Source organism: uncultured Methanobrevibacter sp., assembly GCF_902788255.1.
GTDB lineage: Archaea > Methanobacteriota > Methanobacteria > Methanobacteriales > Methanobacteriaceae > Methanocatella.
Map to the genome: position 1 here is coordinate 1 of NZ_CADAJR010000031.1, position 25,779 is coordinate 25,779.

General features: G+C 34.4%; 21 protein-coding genes and 1 pseudogene. 16 read left to right on the forward strand and 6 right to left on the reverse strand.

Translation table 11 applies throughout. From position 1 onward, the window contains the following. The 4 genes from QZV03_RS09155 to fdhD form a co-directional block, all read left to right on the forward strand. A partial coding sequence (locus QZV03_RS09155) for a hypothetical protein (protein ID WP_296876067.1) occupies positions 1 to 182 on the forward strand: 182 nt, incomplete at its 5' end. A 108-nt stretch (positions 183 to 290) separates the two neighbouring features. After that, complete coding sequence (locus tag QZV03_RS09160; RefSeq protein WP_296876068.1) at positions 291 to 2,753, forward strand: ATP-binding cassette domain-containing protein; 2,463 nt, start codon at positions 291 to 293, stop codon at positions 2,751 to 2,753. A gap of 106 nt (positions 2,754 to 2,859) precedes the next feature. Further along, complete coding sequence (locus QZV03_RS09165; RefSeq protein WP_296876070.1) at positions 2,860 to 3,855, forward strand: HisA/HisF-related TIM barrel protein; 996 nt, start codon at positions 2,860 to 2,862, stop codon at positions 3,853 to 3,855. Positions 3,856 to 3,912: 57 nt separating this feature from the next. Beyond that, positions 3,913 to 4,743 carry a formate dehydrogenase accessory sulfurtransferase FdhD gene (gene fdhD, locus QZV03_RS09170; RefSeq protein WP_296876071.1) on the forward strand — a complete coding sequence of 277 codons (831 nt, stop codon included), beginning with the start codon at positions 3,913 to 3,915 and terminating at the stop codon, positions 4,741 to 4,743. Positions 4,744 to 4,746: 3 nt separating this feature from the next. Here fdhD and QZV03_RS09175 read toward each other — a convergent pair whose 3' ends face one another. After that, entirely contained in the window at positions 4,747 to 5,502 is a 756-nt protein-coding gene (locus QZV03_RS09175) for a HesA/MoeB/ThiF family protein (RefSeq protein ID WP_296876072.1), read from the reverse strand. A gap of 1 nt (position 5,503) precedes the next feature. Next, positions 5,504 to 6,520 carry an ATP-binding protein gene (locus QZV03_RS09180; RefSeq protein WP_296876073.1) on the reverse strand — a complete coding sequence of 339 codons (1,017 nt, stop codon included), beginning with the start codon at positions 6,518 to 6,520 and terminating at the stop codon, positions 5,504 to 5,506. A 343-nt stretch (positions 6,521 to 6,863) separates the two neighbouring features. Between QZV03_RS09180 and QZV03_RS09185 the strand changes: the two genes are divergently transcribed. From QZV03_RS09185 to QZV03_RS11305, 5 genes are all read left to right on the forward strand, one after another. Continuing rightward, positions 6,864 to 8,114 carry an ATP-grasp domain-containing protein gene (locus tag QZV03_RS09185; protein WP_296876075.1) on the forward strand — a complete coding sequence of 417 codons (1,251 nt, stop codon included), beginning with the start codon at positions 6,864 to 6,866 and terminating at the stop codon, positions 8,112 to 8,114. A 166-nt stretch (positions 8,115 to 8,280) separates the two neighbouring features. Next, the gene (locus QZV03_RS09190) at positions 8,281 to 11,004 is read left to right on the forward strand and encodes a type I restriction endonuclease subunit R (protein ID WP_296876077.1); all 2,724 of its coding nucleotides are present in this window, start codon (positions 8,281 to 8,283) and stop codon (positions 11,002 to 11,004) included. Positions 11,005 to 11,034: 30 nt separating this feature from the next. After that, positions 11,035 to 12,579, forward strand: coding sequence for a type I restriction-modification system subunit M (locus QZV03_RS09195; RefSeq protein WP_296876079.1), 1,545 nt, complete (start codon positions 11,035 to 11,037; stop codon positions 12,577 to 12,579). A 9-nt stretch (positions 12,580 to 12,588) separates the two neighbouring features. Beyond that, positions 12,589 to 13,821: a restriction endonuclease subunit S gene (locus tag QZV03_RS09200; protein WP_296876081.1), complete on the forward strand. Its 1,233-nt coding sequence runs from the start codon at positions 12,589 to 12,591 to the stop codon at positions 13,819 to 13,821. A 94-nt stretch (positions 13,822 to 13,915) separates the two neighbouring features. Next, entirely contained in the window at positions 13,916 to 14,626 is a 711-nt protein-coding gene (locus QZV03_RS11305; protein WP_394350687.1) for a restriction endonuclease subunit S, read from the forward strand. Here the strand turns inward: QZV03_RS11305 and QZV03_RS11310 are convergent. Together QZV03_RS11310 and QZV03_RS09210 are read right to left on the reverse strand one after the other, a co-directional pair. Then, positions 14,620 to 15,111 (reverse strand): annotated as a pseudogene (locus tag QZV03_RS11310) (restriction endonuclease subunit S); the annotation flags it as partial. The gene QZV03_RS11305 and the pseudogene QZV03_RS11310 overlap by 7 nt on opposite strands. After that, the gene (locus QZV03_RS09210; RefSeq protein WP_342764238.1) at positions 15,077 to 15,778 is read right to left on the reverse strand and encodes a restriction endonuclease subunit S; all 702 of its coding nucleotides are present in this window, start codon (positions 15,776 to 15,778) and stop codon (positions 15,077 to 15,079) included. The pseudogene QZV03_RS11310 and the gene QZV03_RS09210, both read right to left, overlap by 35 nt. A gap of 47 nt (positions 15,779 to 15,825) precedes the next feature. Between QZV03_RS09210 and xerA the strand changes: the two genes are divergently transcribed. Then, complete coding sequence (gene xerA, locus QZV03_RS09215) at positions 15,826 to 16,821, forward strand: site-specific tyrosine recombinase/integron integrase (RefSeq protein WP_296876085.1); 996 nt, start codon at positions 15,826 to 15,828, stop codon at positions 16,819 to 16,821. Positions 16,822 to 16,950: 129 nt separating this feature from the next. On the opposite strand, the gene QZV03_RS09220 is transcribed toward xerA, so the two are convergent. After that, positions 16,951 to 17,187, reverse strand: coding sequence for a hypothetical protein (locus QZV03_RS09220; RefSeq protein WP_296876087.1), 237 nt, complete (start codon positions 17,185 to 17,187; stop codon positions 16,951 to 16,953). Positions 17,188 to 17,296: 109 nt separating this feature from the next. Here QZV03_RS09220 and QZV03_RS09225 point away from each other — a divergent pair, with 109 nt between their 5' ends. After that, on the forward strand, positions 17,297 to 17,590 hold the full coding sequence (locus tag QZV03_RS09225) for a hypothetical protein (RefSeq protein WP_296876088.1): 294 nt from the start codon (positions 17,297 to 17,299) through the stop codon (positions 17,588 to 17,590). A 342-nt stretch (positions 17,591 to 17,932) separates the two neighbouring features. On the opposite strand, the gene QZV03_RS09230 is transcribed toward QZV03_RS09225, so the two are convergent. Next, positions 17,933 to 18,547 (reverse strand): class I SAM-dependent methyltransferase, encoded by a 615-nt coding sequence (locus QZV03_RS09230; protein ID WP_296876091.1) that lies wholly within the window; start codon positions 18,545 to 18,547, stop codon positions 17,933 to 17,935. Positions 18,548 to 18,597: 50 nt separating this feature from the next. Between QZV03_RS09230 and QZV03_RS09235 the strand changes: the two genes are divergently transcribed. The 5 genes from QZV03_RS09235 (at position 18,598) to QZV03_RS09255 (ending at position 25,759) form a co-directional block, all read left to right on the forward strand. Then, the gene (locus tag QZV03_RS09235; RefSeq protein ID WP_296876094.1) at positions 18,598 to 19,536 is read left to right on the forward strand and encodes an ABC transporter substrate-binding protein; all 939 of its coding nucleotides are present in this window, start codon (positions 18,598 to 18,600) and stop codon (positions 19,534 to 19,536) included. A 247-nt stretch (positions 19,537 to 19,783) separates the two neighbouring features. After that, positions 19,784 to 22,021: a hypothetical protein gene (locus QZV03_RS09240; protein WP_296876099.1), complete on the forward strand. Its 2,238-nt coding sequence runs from the start codon at positions 19,784 to 19,786 to the stop codon at positions 22,019 to 22,021. 119 nt (positions 22,022 to 22,140) lie between these two features. Then, positions 22,141 to 22,941 (forward strand): class II glutamine amidotransferase, encoded by an 801-nt coding sequence (locus QZV03_RS09245; RefSeq protein WP_296876101.1) that lies wholly within the window; start codon positions 22,141 to 22,143, stop codon positions 22,939 to 22,941. Further along, a complete protein-coding gene (locus QZV03_RS09250; protein WP_296876103.1) occupies positions 22,928 to 24,331 on the forward strand; it encodes a hypothetical protein in 1,404 nt (467 codons plus the stop codon). Before QZV03_RS09245 ends, QZV03_RS09250 begins: the two co-directional genes overlap by 14 nt. A 39-nt stretch (positions 24,332 to 24,370) precedes the next feature. Continuing rightward, the gene (locus QZV03_RS09255; protein ID WP_296876105.1) at positions 24,371 to 25,759 is read left to right on the forward strand and encodes a glutamate--cysteine ligase; all 1,389 of its coding nucleotides are present in this window, start codon (positions 24,371 to 24,373) and stop codon (positions 25,757 to 25,759) included. Positions 25,760 to 25,779: the final 20 nt, after the last annotated feature.

Genomic DNA, 25,779 nt, shown 5'->3' on the forward strand with positions numbered 1-25,779 from the left:
AGATTAATCCAAGAAAAAATAATAAAGACAAGTCCCTATTGGGATTGTCATGGCCTGCGGTGCGCGGGTATCGGCTCGAAAATATTAACATTCCACTCATCAGGGGGTATGTTAAAAAATCGAGAATCCCCAACTTCTTAAAAGTTGGCGGAAGTTCAATTAGAAACATATTTTATTGTTAAAAATATATTAGAATTTCTCTAAATTATTCATTTTAATTTCATACATATCTGAAAATATCAACGGATTGGTCCTAAAAATATATTACATTGGTTATCTAACATTTATTTATGTACAAGGATATGATAATCATCAGGGGAGCAAGGGTTCATAATCTAAAAAATATCGATGTCGATATTCCCTTGGGAAAGATTGTGGCCATCAGCGGAGTTTCAGGCAGCGGTAAATCTTCTCTCGCATTGGGGGTGCTTTACTCCGAAGGCTCACGCAGATACCTCGATGCCCTTTCAACATATACCCGTCGAAGAATTTCACAGACAAAAAAGGCCAGTGTCGATTTGATACAGTATGTTCCGGCAGCGTTGGCACTGAATCAGAGGCCTAACATTCCGAATATCAGATCAACATTCGGTACCTCGACTGAACTTTTAAATTCCCTCAGATTATTGTATTCAAGATGTGGAAACTATTTCTGTCCCAACGGACATATGCAGGAGCCGACTATGAACGTTGCCCGTGAAATGCCAATCAAATGTCATGAGTGCGGTGAGGAATTCTACGGTCTAGGTGCTGAGGAATATGCATTCAACTCAGACGGTGCATGTCCGACATGTGGAGGAACAGGTTTCATACGTGACGTGGACACATCAAAACTTGTTTTGGATGATACAAAAACACTTGAAGAGGGTGCTGTGGCTGCATGGAATCAGTTTGGAATATCCTGGATGTATCTGGTTGCAGGAGAACTTGGAGTTCGGGTTGACGTTCCATTTAGGGATTTGACCGATGAGGAAAAGGATATCGTATATAACGGACCCGCCGTTAAGAAGTATATCAACATCCCATCCAAAAACGGCAAGCTGTTTGAGTTGAACGCAGAGTATCGAAATGCCCACAAGGCAATTGAGGAGGCATTGAAAAAGGCAAAAACCGAAAAGGGATTGACCAAAATCAACAAGTTCCTCACAACCAAGGTCTGCAGTGACTGTGGAGGGACCCGTTTAAACAAAAAGGCCAATCAAACCCTTCTGGGTGGAATAAATCTCTCAACTGCCTGTGAGATGAACCTTCAGGAATTGGTGCTGTGGATTCCGGAGGTAATTGAAGGTTTGCCTGGAGAGATGCAGCCAATGGCCGAGGCAATTGCTGAGGAGTTCATGGACAATGCAAATATCCTTCTTGATTTGGGCTTAAGCTACATTTCACTTGACCGTCCTGCAAACACATTGTCAACCGGTGAGCTTCAAAGGGTGCAGCTTGCAAAAACCCTGAGAAACCATACGACCGGTGTGCTGTATGTTTTGGATGAACCGTCAATCGGTTTGCATCCCGACAATGTCGACGGTCTGATAAGTGTTATAAGAAGGCTTATTGATGACGGAAACTCCATTATTCTGGTTGACCATGATATAAGAATATTGTCCATTGCAGACTATATGATTGAAATGGGTCCTCGTGCAGGGGCTGACGGCGGAAACATAATAACCCAGGGACCATTGTCTGAAATTGAAGATGACCCTGCATCACAAATCGGACCGTTTTTAACAAACTCCGAAAAAATCATCATCAGGGATAAAAGTGATGATATCTTTGAAAACGGAGAGATTTCAATCAGGACATCTGAAATTCATAACGTAAAAGGATTGGATGTTCGCATTCCCAAAGGAAAGCTCACTGTGGTAAGTGGAGTTTCAGGCAGTGGAAAGACAACTCTACTTCTGGAAGCACTGTACCCTGCAGTTAAGGCGGTTATAAATGGTGAAGACTTGCCTGATGAGATTTTAGACATTGACTGTGGAGACATCAAAAAGATCGACCTCATTGACAGCGTTCCTATCGGCCAGAATGTCAGAAGTACCGTTGCGACATACTCAAAGGTTCTCGATGACCTTAGACGTGAATTTGCCAAGCTGAGCGATGAGTATAAGATGTCCGATTTTTCATATAACACAGGTAAGCTGCGCTGTGAGACCTGTAACGGTACTGGTAGCGTTTCAATGGATGTTCAGTTCCTGCCGGATGTGGAAATCACATGTCCGGACTGTGACGGTTCAAGGTATGACAAGAAAGTTGAGGAGATTACATATAATGGACTTTCCATCGCAGATGTCATGTCTCTCACTGTCGATGAGGCGTTGGAGGAGCTCTTCGGTCTTGAAAAGGTAACCCGTAAACTGCAGAAACTGTCTGATTTGGGACTGGGCTATCTGACTTTGGGAGAAGCCACACCTAGTCTGTCCGGTGGAGAGGCTCAAAGGCTGAAGCTGGCTTCTGAAATCGGAAAGTCACAGAAAAATTCAATATTCATTTTTGATGAGCCTACAATAGGACTTCATCCGCTTGATGTGAAACGCCTGATCAATGTTTTGGATTATCTGATTGATAGGGGAGCTACCGTCATTGTCATCGAGCATGACTTGGATTTAATTGCCAATGCGGACTACATCATTGATATCGGTATTGATGATAACTATTGGGGCGGAGACATTTTGGCTTCAGGTTCACTTGAAGAAATTATCACATCTCCAAAGAGTCTGACAGGCAAATATTTGGCTGAAAAGGATTTGTCCTGAATTCTTTGGCCATTTCAGATACTATTGACTTTCAACAATTAACTTCTCCGTAGGTAATTGTTGAATTACTTTCTTCTTTTTATAGTATACTTTCTAATATCTTACCATGAAAGCTATATTTGACAATACAAAATTCGGTAATCTTGATGTTTCAAGTCGTATAATCAGAAATGGTCTGTGGGAATCTCAGAACGATTCATCAAAAAACCTGACACAGGAAATCTTTGACAGGTACAAAACATTGGCTAAAAACAATGTTGGGGTCATTACAACAGAGATGATTTCAATGTATTCTCATGACCGTTTCAGTGACTTTACTCATTATATTAATTCTCCAATGTTTATAAAGGATTTTAAGGAAGTTGTTGATGATGTACATGACTATAATGTCCCGATACTTGCACAGATTGGTTTTGTAAACTGCAATGTCAACGGCAAGCAGATGATGGAAGTCAACGATTTGACAATTGAGGATATAAGGACAATTCAGGCGGACTATGTGGTGGCTGCCAAAAAGATAATGTTTGCGGGCTTTGATGGAGTTGAACTGTGCATCGGAAACAATTTCTATCTCTCAAGGGTCATGGATCCCTTTGAAAACACACGTGGCGATGACTATGGTGGAAATACATACAACCGTGTAAGAATGATCATTGAAATAATTAAGCTGATTAAAAAGACAACCAATCTTCATGTGCACTGCAAGGTCAATCTCTATCAGGATAAGGATGATTCATTGGAGATATGTAAGATTTTGGCTGAAAACGGTGCTGACCGCTTACAGATTACCAGATTCCTCTCACCTCAATACTTCAGAAAGGGTCAGGATAATCAGGACATGCTTGTTGGCTTTGCAGATAGGGTGGCAAGTTCTGTTGATGTTCCAGTTGTTTTAGGAGGGGGATGGAAAGATATGGAAACCATGGAAAATCTGCTTAACTCTACAAATATTGATTTCATTTCCATGCAAAGGCCTTTCGTTAAAAACCCCGGATTTTTAAGTGAATGGAAGAAAAACGGCTATGGCAAGTCAGAGTGCAGGACCTGCAATAACTGTTACTGGAAAAAGGAAAGCGTTTGTCTGATTGATTCGGACAAATAGTTTTTTTTTAAAACTTAAATATAAAAATTGTTAATATATTATATTGAAGGTGATTAGATGGATTTCATAAGACAGACTGAAGTAATTCAATGGAAAGATGGAAAATACGAAACAATCAAGGAAAACAGTGTGGATGATGAATATACATATCTGTTCATCGATTATTTGCCTCCAAGGAAATTTTCCACATATCCCAAGGATTTGGAGGACTTTGCAATTGGATACTGTTTAGGTGAGGGACTCATCAAGGATTACTCGGATATTGAATCCATCAGGCTCGATGGGACAAATGTGCTCGTTTCAACAAAGCTCTCACATGATCCTGAAGAGGACATGGAACAGGAGGGCATAGTTCAGGAGAGAAAAGGCAACTGTGAACATGCCTGTGTTTGCAGGCTATTGGAATATCAGGGGGTAAACTCTGACAATGCCGGAGGGATTCGTTCCGAACTTAAAACCATAGAGCCCAACACCTCTGATTTGACAATTGATGCAACACAAATCATCAGGGATATCAAGCACCTGACAGATGAGGCCAAAATTTGGCAGAAAACTGCAGGTGTTCATGTTGCACAGCTGAAATTTGAGGATAAAATCATCATCCGTGAGGATGTAAGCCGTCACGTTGCGGTGGACAAGGTAATCGGAGCCGCTTCAAAAGAAGGTTATGATTTTAGCAGATGTTACATTTCATACAGTGGAAGGATGCCCGCTGACATGCTGATTAAGGTGATACGTGTCGGTGTGCCAATAATCATATCAAATGCTGCGCCCGCATCATCAGGTATTGATGTGGCCCAGGCGGGAAATATTACGATGGTCGGTTTTGTCCGTGACAACAGGTTTACAGTATATACCGCACCTGAAAGGGTGAATCTAAAAAAATAAGGTTTAAAGTTCATTTAAAGAAAATGAACTTAAATCAAGCAGGTCGAAAGTCAATATATTTGGAGCTACGGTAACCTTACCGACTCCTGTAATTATTTTATATGCCTCCATCGCCTCAAGACATCCGATCAGATTCGGAGTTGCCGCAATGACCGGTGGAACACCTGATGTAACGTTCTTCAGGGCATCAATGGTTTCATCATTTAGCTCTTTTCCAACAGAAGGCAGGTTGAACATTTCCTCGTAAGTTTTGTCGCTGTTTGGAAGGAATACGGTGATTTGGCCTAATGTTCCATGAATTGCGCCGTGAATGTATGGTATTCCTTTTTCCTTAGCCTTTCTGGATACTATGACACGGGTCAATACATTGTCAAGTGCATCAATTACGATGTCTGAGTCTCCAATGACTTTGTCAATATTGCTTTGGTCTACATGCTCGTCATAGGCGGTAACCTTTACATAGGGATTTATCAGTCTGACCTTTTCCTTGGCAACTGCACTTTTGGAAAGGCCCAATTCGGCAATTGATGCCAATGTTTGGCGGTTAAGATTTGAAAGGTCAAATGCATCCTCATCGACAAGCACCAGTTTTCCGATACCCATTCTTGCAAGCATTTCAATTGTCTGTCCGCCTATTCCTCCACAGCCAATGACCGTGATTTGGGCATCCTTGAATCTTTCCTGTTCACTTCTGGTTACTATACTCATTTGACGGGAAGCTATTTCCCAGTATCCGTCACCTATGTATCTTGTTGGCATGTTATTCACCTATATTTCTTCTTAATTTTGGTAGTATGTTCATGAATGCATTCAATGCATCTTCATAAGTCTTAAAGTCGTTTCCCTCAACCAATCCGTTTTGGCTGATTGCAATATTTTCTAATTCAATTTTGTTTTTGGTTTCATTAATAATTTTACTTTTGATTTCGGACATTGTATTTTCAAGGTTTATTGTAAACGGCAGCCTGTATGAAAATGAACCCATTTCATAGTCAAGAACAATGTCCTCGTTATCATCAATTTGTGATAAATTTAATGCAACTTTTCTAAATCCTTGCCCTTTTAATGCATCATTGATTTCATTATATTTGCCGTCCCTTAAAATTTCACCGATGTCATCCACTTCAATAATACCAACTTCCCCATTGTCCCTGACTTTGACTATTTCACAGTTGGTATTGCCTAAAATGTAATCCTCACAGAAGCTGATTTTTCTGATTTTTTCAGGTGTTGTGGGGGTATTTGCCGCAATTCTTGTTGCAAGACAGGTTGTTGACCTGGAGTAAGGGATATTGTTTCGGTTCAGATATTCATGAATCTCTTTTGAAGTTAATCTTGCCTCAATCAAGGGGGTGTTGAATCCCTTTGAATAGGTTATCAAAATTCCCGGCCTGTCAATTACAAGATCACTTATGTTGTTTCCGTCACAGATAAAGTCAAAGCCTTTTTTGCGGGCAAGCTTTTCGATTTCATCATACATCATGCTGCGGCATGTGAAACATCTTTTCAGGTCATTTTTTAGGAAATTCTCATTTTCATAAAAATTGATGTCGATAATCTCATGATTGATTTTAAATCTTTCACACATTTCATTTACATGATCTATAAAACCGGTTGGAAAGAGATGATTGTCAATTGTTATTGCTAGTGTGTCCTCTGCATATTTTGATGCCAGATGGGCTATCAGCGTTGAGTCCGCACCGCCTGAAAATCCGATGGCTACCTTTTCATCCTTTAGGATGTCTTTGACAATATTGATTTTATCTTCCAGATTCATTTTATCACATATACATTTGTCGTCTCAAATTTAAATATATTAAGAGCACCGGATTAGTGGTGCTCTTGGCGAGTTTCTTGTTTTTGTTGGTAGAATATATATTAAGGAGTTTTGTTTAGACTCTACCTTCTGAATAACTTAATCAAATAACATTTATGCTTTTTTCAAGTTATTTTGTATGGAAAAAATAGAATTGCTTTGAAATGTTAATTATATAACAATAGTTATTTTTTCCATGAAGTTAAGTTAGTACAAAATAATATTTAAATATTTTGAAATTGGATTAGTATTTTATATTAAAAAATGTATAAAATATTGTATATAATAATAAAATTTGGCGAACATGAGGAATATTGTAGTTGTTGAAGTTGCTTCAACAGGGGTAAATTTTATTCAGGATATAATCAACAGGAATTATAATCCTGTTGTATTGCGATTGAATGTAGATGAAGTTACTGAAGAGAACAAGGAATATAACCGAATGGTTGATGAGTATGCCAATTCCATCGATGCTGATTTTGAGACAATATATGAAAAGGATTCCTATGAGGAAACTCTTGAGATGGTTAGGGGATATGACCCGTTGCTAGTGATTCCGGCTTCAGAAAAGGGAGTTATTTTAGCCACACGATTGGCGGATGACTTGAATTTGTTGGGTAATCCCTACAAAAACATTGACTATTTGACTTTGAAGGACAAGATGCAGGAAAAAATTGCAGAAAGTGGCCTTAGACATATAAAGGGTCAGGTCATAACTTCAGTTGAACAGGCCATTGAATACTATGACAGTGAAGGTCTGGAGGAAGTTGTTGTCAAACCGGTCTACAGTTCAGGTTCAGTGGGTATGAGGATTTGTTTAAATCGGCAGGAGTTGATTGAGCATTTAACTGAACAGTTTAAAAGAGTAAACCTCTATGGTGATGAACTGAAAGAATTTGTCGTCCAGGAGCGTATTAAGGGCGATGAATATATTGTGAATACCGTTTCCTGTAATGGAGTGCATCGCGTAACCACCATTTGGAAATATCATAATGTTTCTTCTTCTGATGGTACCTATATCTATGATTATATGGAAACCATTAATGATCTGGGTCTTGGAGAGGCAGATATTGTTGAATATGCATATAATGTGGCTGATGCATTGGGAATCCAATATGGTTCCGTTCATGAAGAGTTTATGGTTGACGATAATGGGCCGGTTTTGATTGAAGTCAACTGTCGTCCTATGGGCGGTAACATGCCAATAAAGTTTTTAGACTTGATTTCAGGTCAGCATGAAACCGACAGTATCCTTGATTCATATTTAAATCCTGAAAATTTTGAATTTGAATGCAGAAGAGGATACAAACTCTACGAACATGGTGCAATTAAATTTTTCATCGTTCCAAGAGAAATTGCTGCTAGATCATCTCCAATTGCAAAAATTTCAAATAATATGAAAAGCCATTTCAAAACCACTGAAATAAGTTTTGACACAATAAAAAGATTTGTCAAAACACAGGATTTAGAAACCATTGGGGGAACAGTATATCTGTGTCACACTGACGGGTATGCTGTTTTAAAGGAAAATATTCATAATTTAATTTTAATATAATCCCGATGTTTTACTGATTCTTACATAGTCTATGGGAATATGAAGTTTGATTTAAAAATCGAAATAACTAATCTAAAGCCTATTTTTTACAAAATGGTTATATAATAAATTAAATAAAGTTAATAACAATATAAACATATTTTCTAATTATTTGTGGGTAATTAAAATGTCAACTCAAAGTGAAGCGGTTTTAGAAGATAATTTAATTAAAAGATTGTCAAATAGTGGATATGAGAGAATCAAAATTAGAAATGAAGAGGAATTAATTGCTAATTTTAAGGTTCAATTAGAACGATTAAACAAATGTGAATTGACAGATGAAGAATTTAAAAAAGTTTTATTGTTTTTGGACCAGGGTTCTATATTTGATAAGGCAAAAAAATTAAGGGATCATTTTTTTATTGACAGGAAAGATAATCCTTTTTATATCAAATTTTTAAACCAAAAGGATTGGTGTAAAAACATCTTCCAAATTTCAAATCAAATAACTATGAAAGGCAAACATAAAAACAGGTATGATGTTACGTTATTAATTAATGGTTTACCTTTGGTTCAAATAGAACTTAAAAGACGTGGAATGCCATTAAAAGAGGCATTTGACCAAATTACTCGCTACACTTTACATTCCTACAAAGGTCTTTTCAATTACATTCAGATATTCGTTGTAAGTAATGGTGTTAACACCAAATATTTCGCTAATGGACTTAAAAAAGACTTGCAATATGAATTCACATTCTTTTGGAAGGATGAGGAAAATAACAATATCCATTCACTTGATGAGTTTGCAGATACCTTTTTGGAAAAATGTAATATTGCAAAGATGATTTCTAAATATATGGTTTTAAATGAGTCATCAAAAACACTAATGGTTTTAAGAGCTTATCAGAAATATGCTGTTGAAGCGGTCCTTCACCAGGCATTGGAAATTAAACAAAATGGTTATGTCTGGCATACAACAGGTTCTGGTAAAACTTTGACTTCTTATAAAGTTAGTCAATTGCTTGCAGAAGATGAATCAATATATAAAGTAATATTTGTTGTTGATAGGCGTGATCTGGACCTTCAAACAAATAAGGAATTCAATAGTTTCTGTGATGGATGTGTGAACACAACAAAACATACAGGAGTATTAATCAAAAACCTAACAACTGATGGAAAAGGTAAATTGATAACTACCACTATTCAAAAGTTATCTAAGGCTGTTAAAACTGCAGGGGATAAGGCTAAACTTCAAAGAATTAAGGATAAAAATATTATATTGATTTTTGATGAGTGTCACAGGAGTCAATTTGGTGAAATGCACAAATCAATCACAGATTTCTTTACTAATGCATTATCCTTTGGTTTTACTGGAACACCAATTTTTGCAGCAAATTCTGACGGTACAAGAACTACAAAAGATATATTTGGTAAAAAACTCCATGAATATGTGATTAAGGATGCAATTGCTGATAATAATGTTTTGGGTTTTTCAGTTGATTACTTTGGTGGAGCGAAATTAAAGGAAATTCCGGATAAAGAAGTTTCAAAAATTGATACTAAGGAATTTTTGGAATCTGATAAACGTTTAAATCAGATTGTAGATCATGTTATTGAAAGTTATGATAGAAAAACTCGCAATAGGGAATTTAATGCAATGTTTACAGTTTCGCGAGGTGGAGTAATTCATAAATATTATGATTTATTTAAGAAAAAAGACCATGATTTAAAAATTGTAACAATATTTACTTTTAAGGCTAATGAGGATTTAAGTGAAAGTGAGCATTCCCAAGATTTATTGGATAAGTATATGCAAGATTATAATGAAATGTTTGAAACCAATTTCACAAGTGATGATTTTAAGCTGTATCATGCAGATGTTTCTAAGAGAATGAAAAATCGTGAAATTGATTTATTACTTGTAGTGGATATGTTTTTAACAGGTTTTGACAGTAAACTGCTTAACACATTATATGTGGATAAGAATCTGCAATATCATGGTTTGCTTCAGGCATTTTCAAGAACTAATCGTATATATAACAAGCGAAAATCACAGGGAAATATTATTTGCTTTACTAATTTAAAAGAAAATGTCGATAATGCTATTGCACTGTTTTCAGATCCTAATGCACTTGATGAAATTATCATGCCTCCGTATGAAACATTTGTTAAATGGTTCAACCAGGATTTGGAAAGATTGTTTAAATTAGTTAAAACAGCTAGTGATGCATTAGAACTTCAGAGTGAAAAAGATAAAGAAAGTTTTGTTTTAATTTTCAGAGATTTGATACGTAATAAAAATAAATTGGATATCTTCACTGAATTTGATTGGAAAGATGTTAAAATTGAAGAGCAGGAATTCAATGATTTTAGAAGTGTCTATTTAGATATTTATGCTGAAATTAAAACTCCTGGTGGTGAGACTGAATCTATTTTAAAAGATATAGATTTTGAGCTGGAATTGCTTAGAAATGATCAAATCAATGTTGATTATATTTTAAACCTTCTAGCCGATTTAGATAAAAATAGTAGTAGTTTTGAACATGATAAACAGCGTATTATTAGCATAATGAAAGAACATGAGAATTTACGCAGTAAAATTGATTTGATTGAGAAATTCATCAATGAACGACTTGGCAATATAGATACGAAAATTACTAATGTTAGTGAAGAGTTTGACAAGTTCATGCGCCATGAGAGGAAAGAGGCTATGTGTGAAATTGTTGATAAGGAACATTTAAATGAAGATAAAGCTCGTAAAGTCTTTGAAATATTTGAATTTTCTGGAAAAATTGATGATGATTTACTTAAACAATCATTTATTGATAAATTAAAATTCAAAGAACGTAAAAAGAAAGTTAATACTATAAAAATTGAAATCATTGATTTATTTAAAAAATTTGATTATTAATTGTTGACTATATGGTTTGGAGGTAAAGACATGTCAAATTATCAAAACAGTTTAGAAAGCAAACTCTGGGCAATAGCAGATGAGTTAAGAGGAAACATGGATGCAAATGAATTTAAAAATTATATTCTTGGATTTATTTTCTACAGGTACTTATCTGAAAAACTGGAAATGCACATGAATGAAGAATTAAAAGAAGATGAATTAACATTTGCAGAAGCTTGGAAAAAAGATGATTATAAAGCAGATTTGGAAGAAGAGGGAATTTCATCATTAGGATATTTCATTGAACCTCAATATTTATTTAGTAATATCATAGAAAATGCTAAAATTGATAAATTCATACTGGAAGATTTGATGAAATCTCTAAATTATATCAGTAACTCTTCAATGGGTGCTGACAGTCAAGATGACTTCAGCAATCTATTTGAAGATGTTGACTTGAATTCTTCAAAACTTGGAAGAAGTGATGATGATAAAAACAAACTGATTTCAAAAATCCTTTTAAACTTAAATGACATTGACTTTAAACTTGATGATGATGAATCAGATATTTTAGGAGATGCTTATGAATACTTAATAAGTCAGTTTGCATCTAGTGCCGGTAAAAAAGCTGGAGAATTCTATACTCCTCAGGAAGTATCAAAAATCCTTGCTAAAATTGTCACATTGGGAAAAAATAAGCTTAAAAACGTTTATGATCCAACATGTGGATCAGGTTCGTTACTTCTTCGAGTTTCAAAAGAAGCTCAAATTGGTGATTTCTATGGTCAGGAGTTAAATCAGACTACTTATAACCTTGCAAGAATGAATATGATTCTTCATGGGGTAAAATATGCTGATTTTGATATAAAACAGGGTGATTCATTAGAATATCCTCAACATATTGACACTAAATTTGAGGCTATTGTAGCCAATCCTCCATTTTCTGCAAAATGGTCTTCAGATAAATCATTTTTGGATGATGAAAGATTTTCCGCTTATGGTAAACTAGCACCAAAATCAAAGGCAGATTATGCATTTGTACAACACATGATTTATCACTTGGATGAAAATGGAACAATGGGAATCGTATTGCCTCATGGAGTATTATTCAGGGGAGCAGCAGAAGGAGTAATACGTAAATACTTGATTGATGAGAAAAACTACCTTGATGCTGTTATTGGACTTCCAGCAAATATATTCTATGGAACCAGTATACCTACTGTAATATTGGTATTTAAAAAATGTCGTGAAGACGATGCGGATATACTTTTCATTGATGCGAGCAAAGACTTTGAAAAAGTTAAAAATCAGAACAAACTAAGATCTCAAGATATTGAAAAAATTGTTGATACCTATGCAAAACGTGAAGAAATAGAGAAATATTCACATAAAGCCAGTTTGGAAGAGATTGAGGAAAATGATTATAATTTGAATATTCCAAGATATGTGGATACTTTTGAAGAAGAGGAAGCAATTGATTTGAATGAAGTTGTTTCAGAACTTAAAAAAATCAATGAAGAAATGAAAGAAGTTGATGCTGAAATTAAAAAGTATTGTGATGAATTAGGCATTCAAGCTCCAATATTTGACTGAGTTGGTATTATGGTTGAAGAAAAAATGGTACCTAAACTACGATTTGGTGGATTTGATGATAATTTTATAAGTGCTAGATTAAGTGATGTTTGTGAGGTTAAAGGCAGAATTGGATTTAGAGGATATGCAAAATCAGATTTAGTTGGAGAAAATGAAGGTGCTTTAACATTAGGTGGAAAACACATTGATTCTAATGATAAATTAAATTTAAATGATCCTGATTATTTATCTTGGGAAAAATATGAGGAATCACCAGAAATTAAAGTCCATACTGGAGATATTATTCTAGCTCAACGAGGCACATTAGGACAATCTGCTTTAATCGATAAAGAAATTGGTAAAGCTACAATAAATCCTAGTATGGTTTTATTAAAGGATTTTAAGATAAATAATGTTTTTTTACATTATTTACTAACTACTTCAAAACTTAAAAAAGAAGTGATTAGAAAATCTTCTAGCACTGCTGTTCCAATGATTAGTCAAGCTGAAATAAAAAAACTGAAAATTTATTACCCTAATCAAACTGAACAAGAAAAAATTGCTAATTTCTTCAGAATAATTGATAAAAAAATTAGATTGTTGGAAAATAAACTTAAATTCTATCAAAATTTCAAAAAGTATTTGATGCAACAAATTTTCACACAGAAATTAAGATTTGATTTTGATGAGGAATGGGAAATAGTCCGATTAAAAGATATTGTTGAAAGAGTAACAAGAAAAAACACTAAGTTAGAATCAAATTTAGCATTAACAATCTCCGCGGAACATGGTTTAATTGATCAAGAAAAATTTTTTAATAAAATAGTTGCTAGTAAAAGTTTAAAAAATTATTATTTAATCAAAAATGGTGAATTTGCATATAATAAAAGTTATTCAAATGGATATCCATTTGGTGCAATTAAACGATTAAATGATTATGATATGGGAGCATTATCTACATTATATATCTGTTTTAAACCAACTAACGTTGATAGTGATTTCTTACAAGAATATTTTGAAACAACAATGTGGTATAAAGAAATATATTCAATTGCTGTAGAAGGTGCTAGAAATCATGGGTTATTAAATATTAATGTTCAAGATTTCTTTAATACGAAACACAAGATTCCTCAAAGTATTGAAGAACAACAAAAGATAGCAAATTTATTTAAAACAATTAATTTAAAAATTTTAAATAATAATACTGAATTAAATGAGGTTATAAAATTTAAAAAAGGTTTGCTCCAACAAATGTTTGTTTGAATGCTTAAATTTTTTAATTTAAATTATTTTTAATAATAATTTAAATTTATTATTTTTGTTTAATTAATTATTGTTTTTATATTATTTTGTTTATTTGAGTCATATTTACCAACTACGATTTAGTGGATTTGATGAAGAATGGAAATCGCATCAATTAGGTGAAATTAGTGATGTTACAAAATTAGCTGGATTTGAATTCACAGAATATGTTAATTATTCTGATGAGGGCAATATTATTGCTTTAAGAGGATTAAACATTAAAAATAATAAATTAGACTTATCTGATGTCAAATATATTGATAATAGTGATTTTACTAAATTAAACAGAAGTAAGTTATATATTGGTGATTTATTATTTACATATGTTGGAACCATTGGTGAAGTTGCATTAATCTCAGAAAATGATAAATATTATTTAGCACCTAATGTATGTAGAATAAGATGTGATGAAGAGGTTAATCCTGATTTACTTAAATTTTATTTTAATTCTATATTAATTAAAAAAGAAATACTAAAATATGTTACTAAAAGCTCCCAACCAGCTTTATCTATGGAAAATATTAGAAAATTCAAAATTAAACTTCCATCTATTTCAGAACAAGAAAAAATTGCTAATTTTTTAATTACTATTGATAAAAAGATAGAATTATTGGAAAAGAAACACGATTCATATGTAAACTTCAAAAAATATTTGATGCAACAGATTTTCGCACAGAAATTAAGAATTATCTGCTTTGGCATATATTCAAACATTTGTTGGAGCAATCCTTTTTTAAATTCATTTGTTTCATCAAGTTGTTTTTGAGTACAGTTTATTTTTATATCAACATTAGAAAACATGTCAGATATTTTATTTTGTTCTTCTAAATTTGGTATAGGCAACTTTACATTTTTTATAATTGAAAAATGTCTTTTATACCCTTCAGGTTTGATATTAAAGTGTTCTAATGCATAAAATAAATATTTTGGAATAGTATTTATTTTTGGTAATAAAAGTTTAACACCATCCGCTCCAACAATAAATGGTTTATCTCTAAATTTAACAAATGTTGTATGGTCTCCATATATAATAATAGGCAACTCATGACATAATTTATTTTTATCATCAAAATAACCAGCAATTTCATCTTGGCCTTGATCAATAACCTCAAAATCACCATAATCATTTATTTCAGCACTTTTTATTTGATATCTTCTTGGAGAAACAGATTTAAAAATATCATTAACACTTAGATACTTCCATTCATCACTGAAGTTAAATCTTAATTTCTGTGCGAAAATCTGTTGCATCAATTAATTTCTGTGCGAAAATCTGTTGCATCAAGTACTTCTTGAAATTCTGATAATCCTCATATTTATGTTCCAATAATTCAATTTTTTTATCAATAAATGAAAATAAATTTACAATATTCTGTTGTTCACTCTTAGAAGGAATATTAACACTTAATTTAGATAAATTATTCTTACTTATTCCCAACACCGAAATTCCGTTTGCAATTCGTTTAATATTTGTTTTTAAATCATCTGTTAAAAATAGATAACCTTTAAAACCATTAATTGTTATATTTTTTTCATCACGAGCTAAAATTGTATGCAAACCGGCTAACACTTTTTCATCATTAATATCTTTAACTTCAATAGCTTTTCCAATATCAGCATAATCTTCTGAAGCATCAGCAATAATTAAATCCCCATCTTGTAAATATTGACTATCTTTGTATTTAGACAAATCTATGTCATTGTTAATAAAAGGAATATCCTTATTATCATGAACAGATAATATTGTTGGGAATTTAGTGTGAATATCGCCATAATGTATGTTTTTAACATTTCCCTGTTCATAATTCAATTTTTCTCTTGAAAATGAATTTGTAGAATAAAATGTTAAAATATCACCCAATTTAACCGATTTCCATTCATCATCAAATCCGCTAAATCGTAGTATTTGATGCTGTATATAATTTCAAAATTTATTAAAAAGATATTTGTATATGGTGATTTTTCATGAAAAATATTTTAATTAATTTAATTAAAACTAAAATGAAATATTATTTAAATGAATCTCAAATATCTGAACTTAATCATGCTCTTGAATCAGTATTAAATGATTTTGAGGTTATTAAAAAGGATAAGAATTTAACAATTGATGAATCAAAAGAAAATCATGATTTGGTGGTTAATTTTCTTTCAGCTAAACAAATTGAGGGATGTTCAGAAAGAACTATTGCTTATTATAAAACAACTATTTTCAAGATGTTGGGTTCAATTAATTTAAAAATTGAAAACATCACTACTGATGATTTGAGAAAATATTTGTCTGACTATAAAGACCAAACTACTGCATCTAAATCAACTATTGACAATATACGTCGTGTTCTTTCAAGTTTTTTCAGTTGGCTTGAAGATGAGGATTATATTCTTAAAAATCCTGTTCGAAGAATTCATAAGATTAAAACCAGAAAGGTTGTTAAAGAAGTTTTATCGGATGAAAATTTTGAGATTTTAAGGGACAATTGCAGCAACATTAGGGATTTGGCAATGATTGAGCTTTTGGCTTCAACTGGTATACGTGTGGGTGAGCTAGTTAATTTGAATATTGATGATGTTTTATTTAATGAACGGGAATGTGTAGTATTGGGTAAAGGAGACTCTGAACGTATTGTTTACTTTGATGCTAAAACAAAAATTCATCTGCAAAAATATCTGGCGTCAAGAAAAGATCATAATCCTGCATTATTCGTGTCATTTAAAAAACCTTACAATAGACTTGGGATTAATGGAGTCGAGAGGAGAATACGTGAACTTGGCAGGGAGGCCAATATTAAAAAAGTGCATCCTCATAAATTCAGAAGAACAATGGCGACTAATGCAATCGATAAGGGAATGCCGATTGAACAGGTTCAAAAGTTATTGGGTCATGTACAGATTGACACTACTATGCAGTATGCAATGGTTAATCAGAGTAATGTGAAAATAGCTCATAGGAAGTTCATAGGGTAATTTTAATGGTATTTTATAATAATTTATGGATATTATTTCCAAAATCAAAAGAGATAGTAGAAAATATTAACTCCACTCTTGAAAAAACAACGAATCATACAAGAGTTATCCCTTAAGCTTTTCAATGTACTATTTGTCATTCATTTCATATGAAAAGGCTTCCTGAGCCATCAAATCATTATTGGCCATGAACCATTCCTTGAATATCTCATCGATGATTTCCTTTTCATTGCAATAGACTGTCACCAGCAGTTCATCGAAGCTTCTTGACCGATAATGGCCCTCAACATTAGATTTGTTGAGTTTTTTAAGGTATTTGGTTGGTTGGAGTTCTTTATAGGGGATATTTTTTTTCAAAAAATTCAAAAATGAATTGGGAGGCGGCTTAATGTTTAACAATAATGTGAATTAAATATATTAATAAAGATGGTTTATTCGCCTTTTGTTTGCTTCAAAAAATTCCGGGGGAGATATCATGATAAGTGATGAGGAAAAAGATAAAATCAAAAAAGAGATAGTGGAAAAAGTTAACTCCACTTTGGAGAAAAACAACGAATCATACAGGATGGATCAGGTAAACATTCTCAAAACCAGTGATACTGTTAAGTTCATGGGAAATTACCGTGTCTATGACAGAAAAAACTATCAATCTGTCTCAAATGAAATCAATACTTTCCTAAAGCAGTACGGAAATGTTGACATCAAGTCCAAAAAAATCAGGGACAGCGGAATGAAGTTTACAACAGTAAGCTTTAACTTTGAGCTATAACATTTTTTAAATCTCTTTTTTTATTTTTCCCTGACACTTGGGGAAATATTTGTTTTACTTTTTTTCATAACATTAAACATAATCTATATTAATGCTGCAGATTAGTGATTTAAATTGACAAAATTGCAAACTTCACAGACTATGACCACGCAACCCATGGTGTCAGTGAAGTCATAAAAGCAGACGGAAAAGAATACATCGTAGCAATCTGGGCAAAAGACTCAAGCAACATAAAAAACAATGACCTAATGTCCAAATTAAACGAATTCAACAAAAACAACAAAGTGGAAGCTGTTGCATTCTAAGATGCAATAACATCTACTTAAACTCTTTTTTTTTAAATTATTTTTGAGCAATAACTACCAGAATATAATCATTTGGCTTAACGCTACTTTTCACACTCTTGAAACCTGCATCAAGAAGATATTCTTCCAGTTCCTCCGGAGTGTATACGCTCATTCCCTCAACTGTGGCCAGCCATTTTTCATCATCGGGATGGTTGCCGTCGGTTCCAAGAGCTATCATGAACTGTCCTCCTGGTTTGATTATTCTTGCCACTTCCTTGAATGTTTTCCTTATTTCTGGCCAGAAGTAAACGGTTTCAAAGGCAGATGCCAAATCATAGCTTTCATCGTCAATCGGCATGTCGCACACATCGGCCTGCATGATTTTACATCTTTCATTGTCCACCGCATCCTGGTTTTGTCTTATTGATGCGGCAACTGATACTTCGGAATAGTCAAGTCCGTCAACACTGTTTGAAGTAAGCTTTAAAAACTTTTCAATGTTTACTCCGCCGCCGCAACCGATGTCCAATATCCTGTCGTTTTTGCCAACTTCAAGGCATTCGAATGCATATTCGGAGATTTCCTGATGGTTCTCGTTCATGTTTTCAATGGTCTCGTAGCCCTCTTCTCCGTGGGGTTTCATGCATTGAGTGATCTTTTCCGCTACCATAATCAAAACCTTTTAATCATTTCTTTAATATAATTATTATTGGTGATTAAATGGATAATAAAGTTATCGCAATTATTATTGCAATTATCGTTATTGTTATTGCCGGAGGATATTTCCTTTTGGGAGGTTCAGGCGATACTGTAACAATCGGGTATCTGCCTTCTGATCACGATGCGGCATTGTTTGTTGCAGACGCTCAGGGCAAATACAAGGAAAATGGAATCAATACCAAACTGGTACAGTTCAACAATGGTGGAGATTTGATGACTGCAATGGCAAGCGGTGAAGTTGATGTGGGTTATGTTGGAATCACACCGGTTCTTTCATCAATTGCCAAAGGAGTTCCGGTCAAGGTAATTTCCGCCGCACAGACTGAAGGGTCAGGAATCGTCGTTGCCAAAGACTCAGGAATTAACGATGTTTCCGATTTGGCTGGCAAAAAGATAGCAACACCGGGTGAGGCTTCAATCCAGCACATGCTGTTGACCTACTACCTTGAGCAGAATGGAATGAAAATCTCTGATTTGAAGGTTTCAGCAATGAAGGTTCCTTCAATGAATGATGCTCTCAAAACCGGAAAGATTGACGGTATGATAACATTTGAGCCTTATGTGACTATTGCTGAGAAAAACGGTGCTACCGTCCTTGCAGGTTCAAAGGACATACTGCCTGAGCATCCATGCTGTGTTGTTGTGGCAACAGACAAGTTCCTTGAAAACAAGCCGAACGAGACCCAAAAGATATTGGAAATCCATGAAAACGCAACAAAATTCATTAATGAAAAACCTGATGAGGCTGCGGAAATGCTTCCAAGTGACATTGTAAGTGATGTTGAGGTTGAAAAGACTTCAATGGCAAGTTTCCCATTCATATCAGGTTTGAATGATACCTACAAACAGGATGTAATGGACTTTATGAACCTGGAAGTTAAGTTGGGTGTTTTAAAAGATCCTTTATCACAGGATAAGATTTTCTGGAAAGGCAGTTAAATCTGCCTTTTTTCTATTTTTTTTGCTGCTTGTGTCTTATTTTCTTGACTGATTACATCATGTCAATGTTATAATTGTATATTGTCAAGTATTTAGGTAATGCTAAACTGTATAAATTTTTTTAACTATATTCTCATTTTGTAAAATTTTGATTTTAAAATTTATTAAATTGTATAACTATTTATATAATGAAAGTTAAATAATCAATTAACTATTTTTAATAGTTCAAAAAGTAGAGGTTAAGAAAATGAAAGTTACAAAAAAACTACTTCTTGTTGCTTTGCTACTTTCTTTAATATTGTCCATAGGAGCGGTAACGGCCCAGGACAATATAACTTTCGAGAAAAGCAACTTACAAGACATTTCAACAGAAACAATTAATCAGATTGATGAACAGACTTCTTCTGATGATGTTCTCAATGAAAATAATGAAGATAACAAATTAAAAGAGGACGTCGTCAGAGCATATGAGTTTTCAGATATTCAAAGTTGGATAAACTCCGCTAGCGAAGGAGAAACAATTTATCTCAACGGCGAGTATTATTCAAATTCAGGAAACCCAATTGATGTAACAAAAAATAACATAACCCTAATTGGGGGCTCACAGTCAAACCCTAACTCAATAGCCACACTGGATGCGAATGGAATATCAAGCATAATGAATATTGCCGCAAGCAATGTGGTTATAAAGGGCATCAAATTCATAAATGGATATGCGCCAATAATTCAGAAGTATAATATGCATGAGGGGAGTTATTATAATGAGAGTACAGATGTTGGTGCTATTGACATAACCGGTTCAAACTGTAAAATAATGTCCTGCAGTTTTATAAATAATGCTGCAACCCAAGATGCAGGAGCCATTAAAATAGGACAATTTACCGCAAATAACATAATAGATGAATGTGTTTTTGAAGATAATAATGCAAGAGCGGGTGGTGCTATTCTTATACGGGGTGATAATGTTTCCGTATTGAACTCTAATTTCACCAATAATTTTGCATCAAGTGGCGGAACAATTGAATCAAGTGGTAGGAATGCAATTATTGACAATTGCAATTTTATCAACAATTATGCATATTTTGATGGGGGAGCAATAGGAGTATCTGGTTTCAATTCCACTATAATTAACTCCAACTTCATCAACAGTTCATGTAATCGTGATGGGGGAGCAATTTCCATTAATAGAGATAACATTACCGTAAAATCCAATAAATTCATTGATAGTCATTCCACAAGAAACGGTGGTGCAATTTATATTTTTGATAATAACAATTGTGTTGTCGAAAACAATAGATTTCTTAACAGCACTGCTGGTGACGGTGCCGATATTTGGATAAAAGGAATGAACAATCAGATTTTAAGCAATTCTTTTTATGGTCCTATGGGAGTCTATGAAGACAATCCCGGCAGTGCCATTATCGAAAACAATGCTGAAAATGTTGAATTCTATTCAATAAATGTTAACTCATCGATTGTCGATTTTGTCGGCAGGACAATTCAGATTCCAATCTATATTACTGATATCTTAGACACTCCGGTCTCCGGAACAGTGACCTTATATGGTTGGGGCGACCAGACACTGGTGGGCGGAAAGGCAATGTTTATCATCAATCTGCCGTCAACTCCAACAGTTTTAAAATCCTATGTGAAATATGGGGATGAAATAAAAAACATCACAATTGAAAGCATTGCCCATGATTCAATTGAAAGCATCTCTCAAAATGCTAATGATGATATTATCGTCAAGCTTTCATCTGGTGCTACAGGCACTATTATAGTAAACATCAACGGAGTTAACTATATTGCTGATGCGGTAAACGGAACCGCCACAGTCAGACCTAAAGGTTTGGTTAACGGAGAATACACTGCTATTGTGTTATATTCCGGTGATGATGAGTATTCTAATGAATGGAGCATTATCCCAATCAACATTACACAGTCTCCAGTCTATAAGCTAACTCAAAACAAGGACATTAATGTCATGTACAGCGGCAAGGCATCATATAAAGTACTGGTTATGAAGGATGGTAAGCCGGTTGCAGGCGAAAATGTTGTAATCAGCTTCAACGGCAAGAACAACAATGTCAAAACCGATGCAAATGGATATGCAACCCTGAACCTTGACACAGGCATCAAGCCTGGATCATACAATGTCAAAACCACTTATAATGGTGTAAGCGCAACCAACAAGGTCAACATTAAACAGATTATAAAAGCATCAGACAAAAAGGTCAAAAAGTCTGCCAAGACCACTAAAGTCAAGATTTCCCTGAGCAAGGTTGACGGCAAGTATCTGAAAGGCAAGACCCTGAAAGTCAAGTTCAACGGCAAGACTTATAAGGTCAAAACCAACAGCAAGGGCGTTGGAATATGGAAAGTTAAAAAATCCATGGTTAAAAAGCTTAAAGTCGGCAAAAAGGTTAAATATACAATAACTTATGGCAAGGACGCCTTAACCAAGAAATTAATCATAAAAAAATAGGGATTTTCATCCCCCTTTTTCTTCTTTTTTTTAGCAAATTTTTATATACTATAAAATTCTATATAACATATGTTATCGCAATATAACAATTGTGATAAACCAATGAGGGAGGATAATATATGTGTGAAATTTTTTGTTTTAATTCTAATACGCCAAAACAAGTAAATAAGTGCCTTGAATGTTTTTACGAACACTCTGATGAACATCCACATGGATGGGGATTGGCAACTATGCAATCCGATGAATTTATTATACAAAAAGAGCCGGTAAAAGCAACATGTAGCAAACACTTAAAGGATATATTATCCAATCCCATTGTTGGAAAGAATGTGTTCGCTCACATCAGGTTAGCTACGGTTGGTGAAATCATATCTCCCAATTGCCACCCATTTACCGAAGCAGATGATAACAACAGATCATGGATGTTAATTCATAATGGAACCATTTTTGATTATCCTGAACTTGACAAATACAAAGATAAGGAGAATGGGGACACTGATTCTGAGCGAATACTATTATACATTATAGACAAGGTGAATGAGTTTGAAAGCGCAAAAGGCGCACCATCAACCATAAAGGAACGCTTCAATCTATTGGCCGGGATAATATCAGACTTATCAAAAAACAACAAGCTCAACATAATGATTTACGATGGGGATTTGACCTACATCCACTCTAACATGAGGGAATCATTGTACTACCTTAAAAATGATGATGGATTTTTGGTGGCTTCAACTCCTGTAAATGATGATGAGGACTGGAAGGAAGTTGAGATGAACAAGCTGTTCGGTTTGATTGACGGCAATATCGTGTTTGAAAGCGAGGAACATGATAATGAATTCATTTTCACAGAATTTCATGAAAAGGCAATTGAAGAATTTTTGAAAACAGTAAATCAGGATGGTAATGATGATCAATAAAGAGATGGTTAGAAATCAATTGTATGGAGAGTTTATAAGACCAACCAATCAGAACAAGAATTTCATAGGCATTGAAATTGAAATTCCGATTATTAATCTTGATAAAAAAGCGGTTGATTTCAATGTGGTCCATGAAATCACAGGGAAGTTCCAAAGGCAGTTCGGTGATTTCAAAACAGACGGTGTCGATTATGACGGGAATGTATTTTCCCTGAAAAATCATTTGAATGATGATATAGTCTGTTATGACTGTTCATACAACAACATTGAATTTGCTATGGGTCGTGAAAGGGATTTGTTTTCAATAAATGAGAGATTCAGTGAATATTATACATTTGTAAAGGAATCCTTTGAGCAGCATAACCACACATTGACCGGAATGGGAATCAACCCCTACAGGAAATACAATGTCAATGAGCCAATTCCATCAGAAAGGTATCTGATGCTTTATCATCACTTGAAATCCTTTAAGAATTATGACAATGTTCCAATGCATTTCCATAAATACCCTGAATATGGAATGTTTTCATCAGCATCCCAGGTTCAGCTCGATGTAACCCGGGAAAATCTGGTAAAGACAATCAATGTATTTTCAAAAATAGAGCCGATTAAGGCATTGCTCTTTTCAAATTCAGTATTATACGGTGAAGATAACCAATTTACTTGCTTTAGGGATGCGCTATGGGAATATTCAACCCATGGCGTAAATCCTCACAATATTGGAGTCTATGACGTTGAATTCAAGGACTTGAATGACCTTCAATCATATCTGGAATCATTAAATATCTATTGCGTGATGCGTGATGGTGCATATATAAACTTCCCGTCTATGAATCTTTTGGAATACTTTGCACAGGATTACGTTTCCGGTGAAATCTATTGTAATGGAAGATATCGCCAGATTGACATCAAGCCATGCATCAATGATATTAAATACCTAAGGCCGTTTAAGTTTATCAATCTCACATTCAGAGGAACCGTTGAATTTAGAAGCATATGCACACAGCCGATAAGGGATTCAATGTGTGTGGCGGCATTCCACTTGGGTCTTAAGGATAAACTGGATGAACTGGAAGACATCATAACCAACGATACTGTATTGTATCATAGGGGATACACCGCAGGTGAACTTAGAAAGCTTCTGATACAGGAAAAACTTCCAGGATTCATTAATAAAAATGATTTGTGCCGTTTATCTAGAGACATTGTTGATCTCTCATCTGATGGTCTAAAGGAAAGGAACATAGGTGAGGAGATATTTCTAAAACCATTGTATGATAGAATTAAAAAACATTCAAACCCTGGAAAGGATTTAATAAATTTGACAAAAAATGGAATTGATATTGAAAAAATCATCAAGGATTATGGAAAATTAGACATAACTATATAAGTTAATGAGATACAAATTTAAACTAAAAGGGGGATGAAAATGATTTTAAAGAATTTAGCCAAAATACCCTCAGATGAAATTTTGGAAGGTTCATTTGGAATAGAATGGGAAAGCTTGCGCGCCAATGAGGATGGTAAGTTATCTTTAACACCTCATCCAGCTATTTTTGGCGATAAATTAACAAATCCTCTTGTCACTACTGATTTTTCAGAAAGTCAAATCGAAATTATCACTCCCACTTTCGACACCATAGATGAGGCTTTTTCTACATTTTCCCTATTGTCTGATTTGGTCAATTCATCTCTTCCGGATGATGAATACCTGTGGTTTCAGTCAATCCCATGTATCCTGCCGTATTGGGACCAGATACCGATAGCCCAATACTCTGAGGAAGGGGAGGAATCTCAAAAGTACCGTGAGGAATTGGCTAAAAAGTATGGTGTTAAAAAGCAGATGATTTCAGGAGTGCATTTCAATTTCTCATTTAAAGATCGCTTTTTAAAGAAATTGCACTCAATTGAAAACTCTAAACTATCATTCAAGGAGTTTAAAAATCATGTTTACCTAAAGATAGCCAGAAACTACCTTAGGTATTGCTGGCTGATTATTTATTTGACAGGCTGTTCAATAGGATCTCACAAGACATTCTCCAATGACTGCATTCACCTGATGGATGCACAAGACGAGCATGGCAGCTATTATTCAACAAGGGGACCATCATTTAGAAACGCATCCTGCGGATATAAGAACCTGAAGGAATTGTATCCGTCATACGATACTGTTGAGGATTTCACAGCTGATATTCAGAAATTCATTGATGACGGCGACTTGTCAGAGGCCAAGGAGCTTTATACCCAAATCAGGTTGAAGCCTAAAAATCCTAAGGACATGCTTAATTCATTGAACAGTGACGGAATAGAATACATTGAGATAAGGACATTGGACATCAATCCGTTCTATAAGTGCGGCCTTGTCCTGCACGACATGAACTTCCTCCATCTCTTTTTGATTTACATGTACGTCAAGGAAGAGTCTGACTATTCTCTCTGGCAAAAGGAAGCCAAGATAAATGAGGAGAATGTTGCCGAAAAGGCATATGTCGATTCAATGAGATTATTAAGGGATGGTGAAGAGGTAACATTAAGGGAATGGGCTGCTGAAATAATCAATGAAATGTATGGAATGTGTGAAGTGTTGGGCATTGACTATGCTAAAACATTGGACCTTATGCTCACCCGTGTTGCAAATCCTGATTTCACCTATGGAAAGAGAATGTTGAGGCTCATTGAACAGGATGGTTACATCAACGCTCATATGAAATTGTCCAAGAACAACAAGAACGTGAGCATTCTCAATCTGAAAAATATCGGTGATGTCAACTGTTCAGAGTATGAAAAATATGTCAATATCGCTCTTGTCGGTAAATAATTGATAAAAAACTTTATATA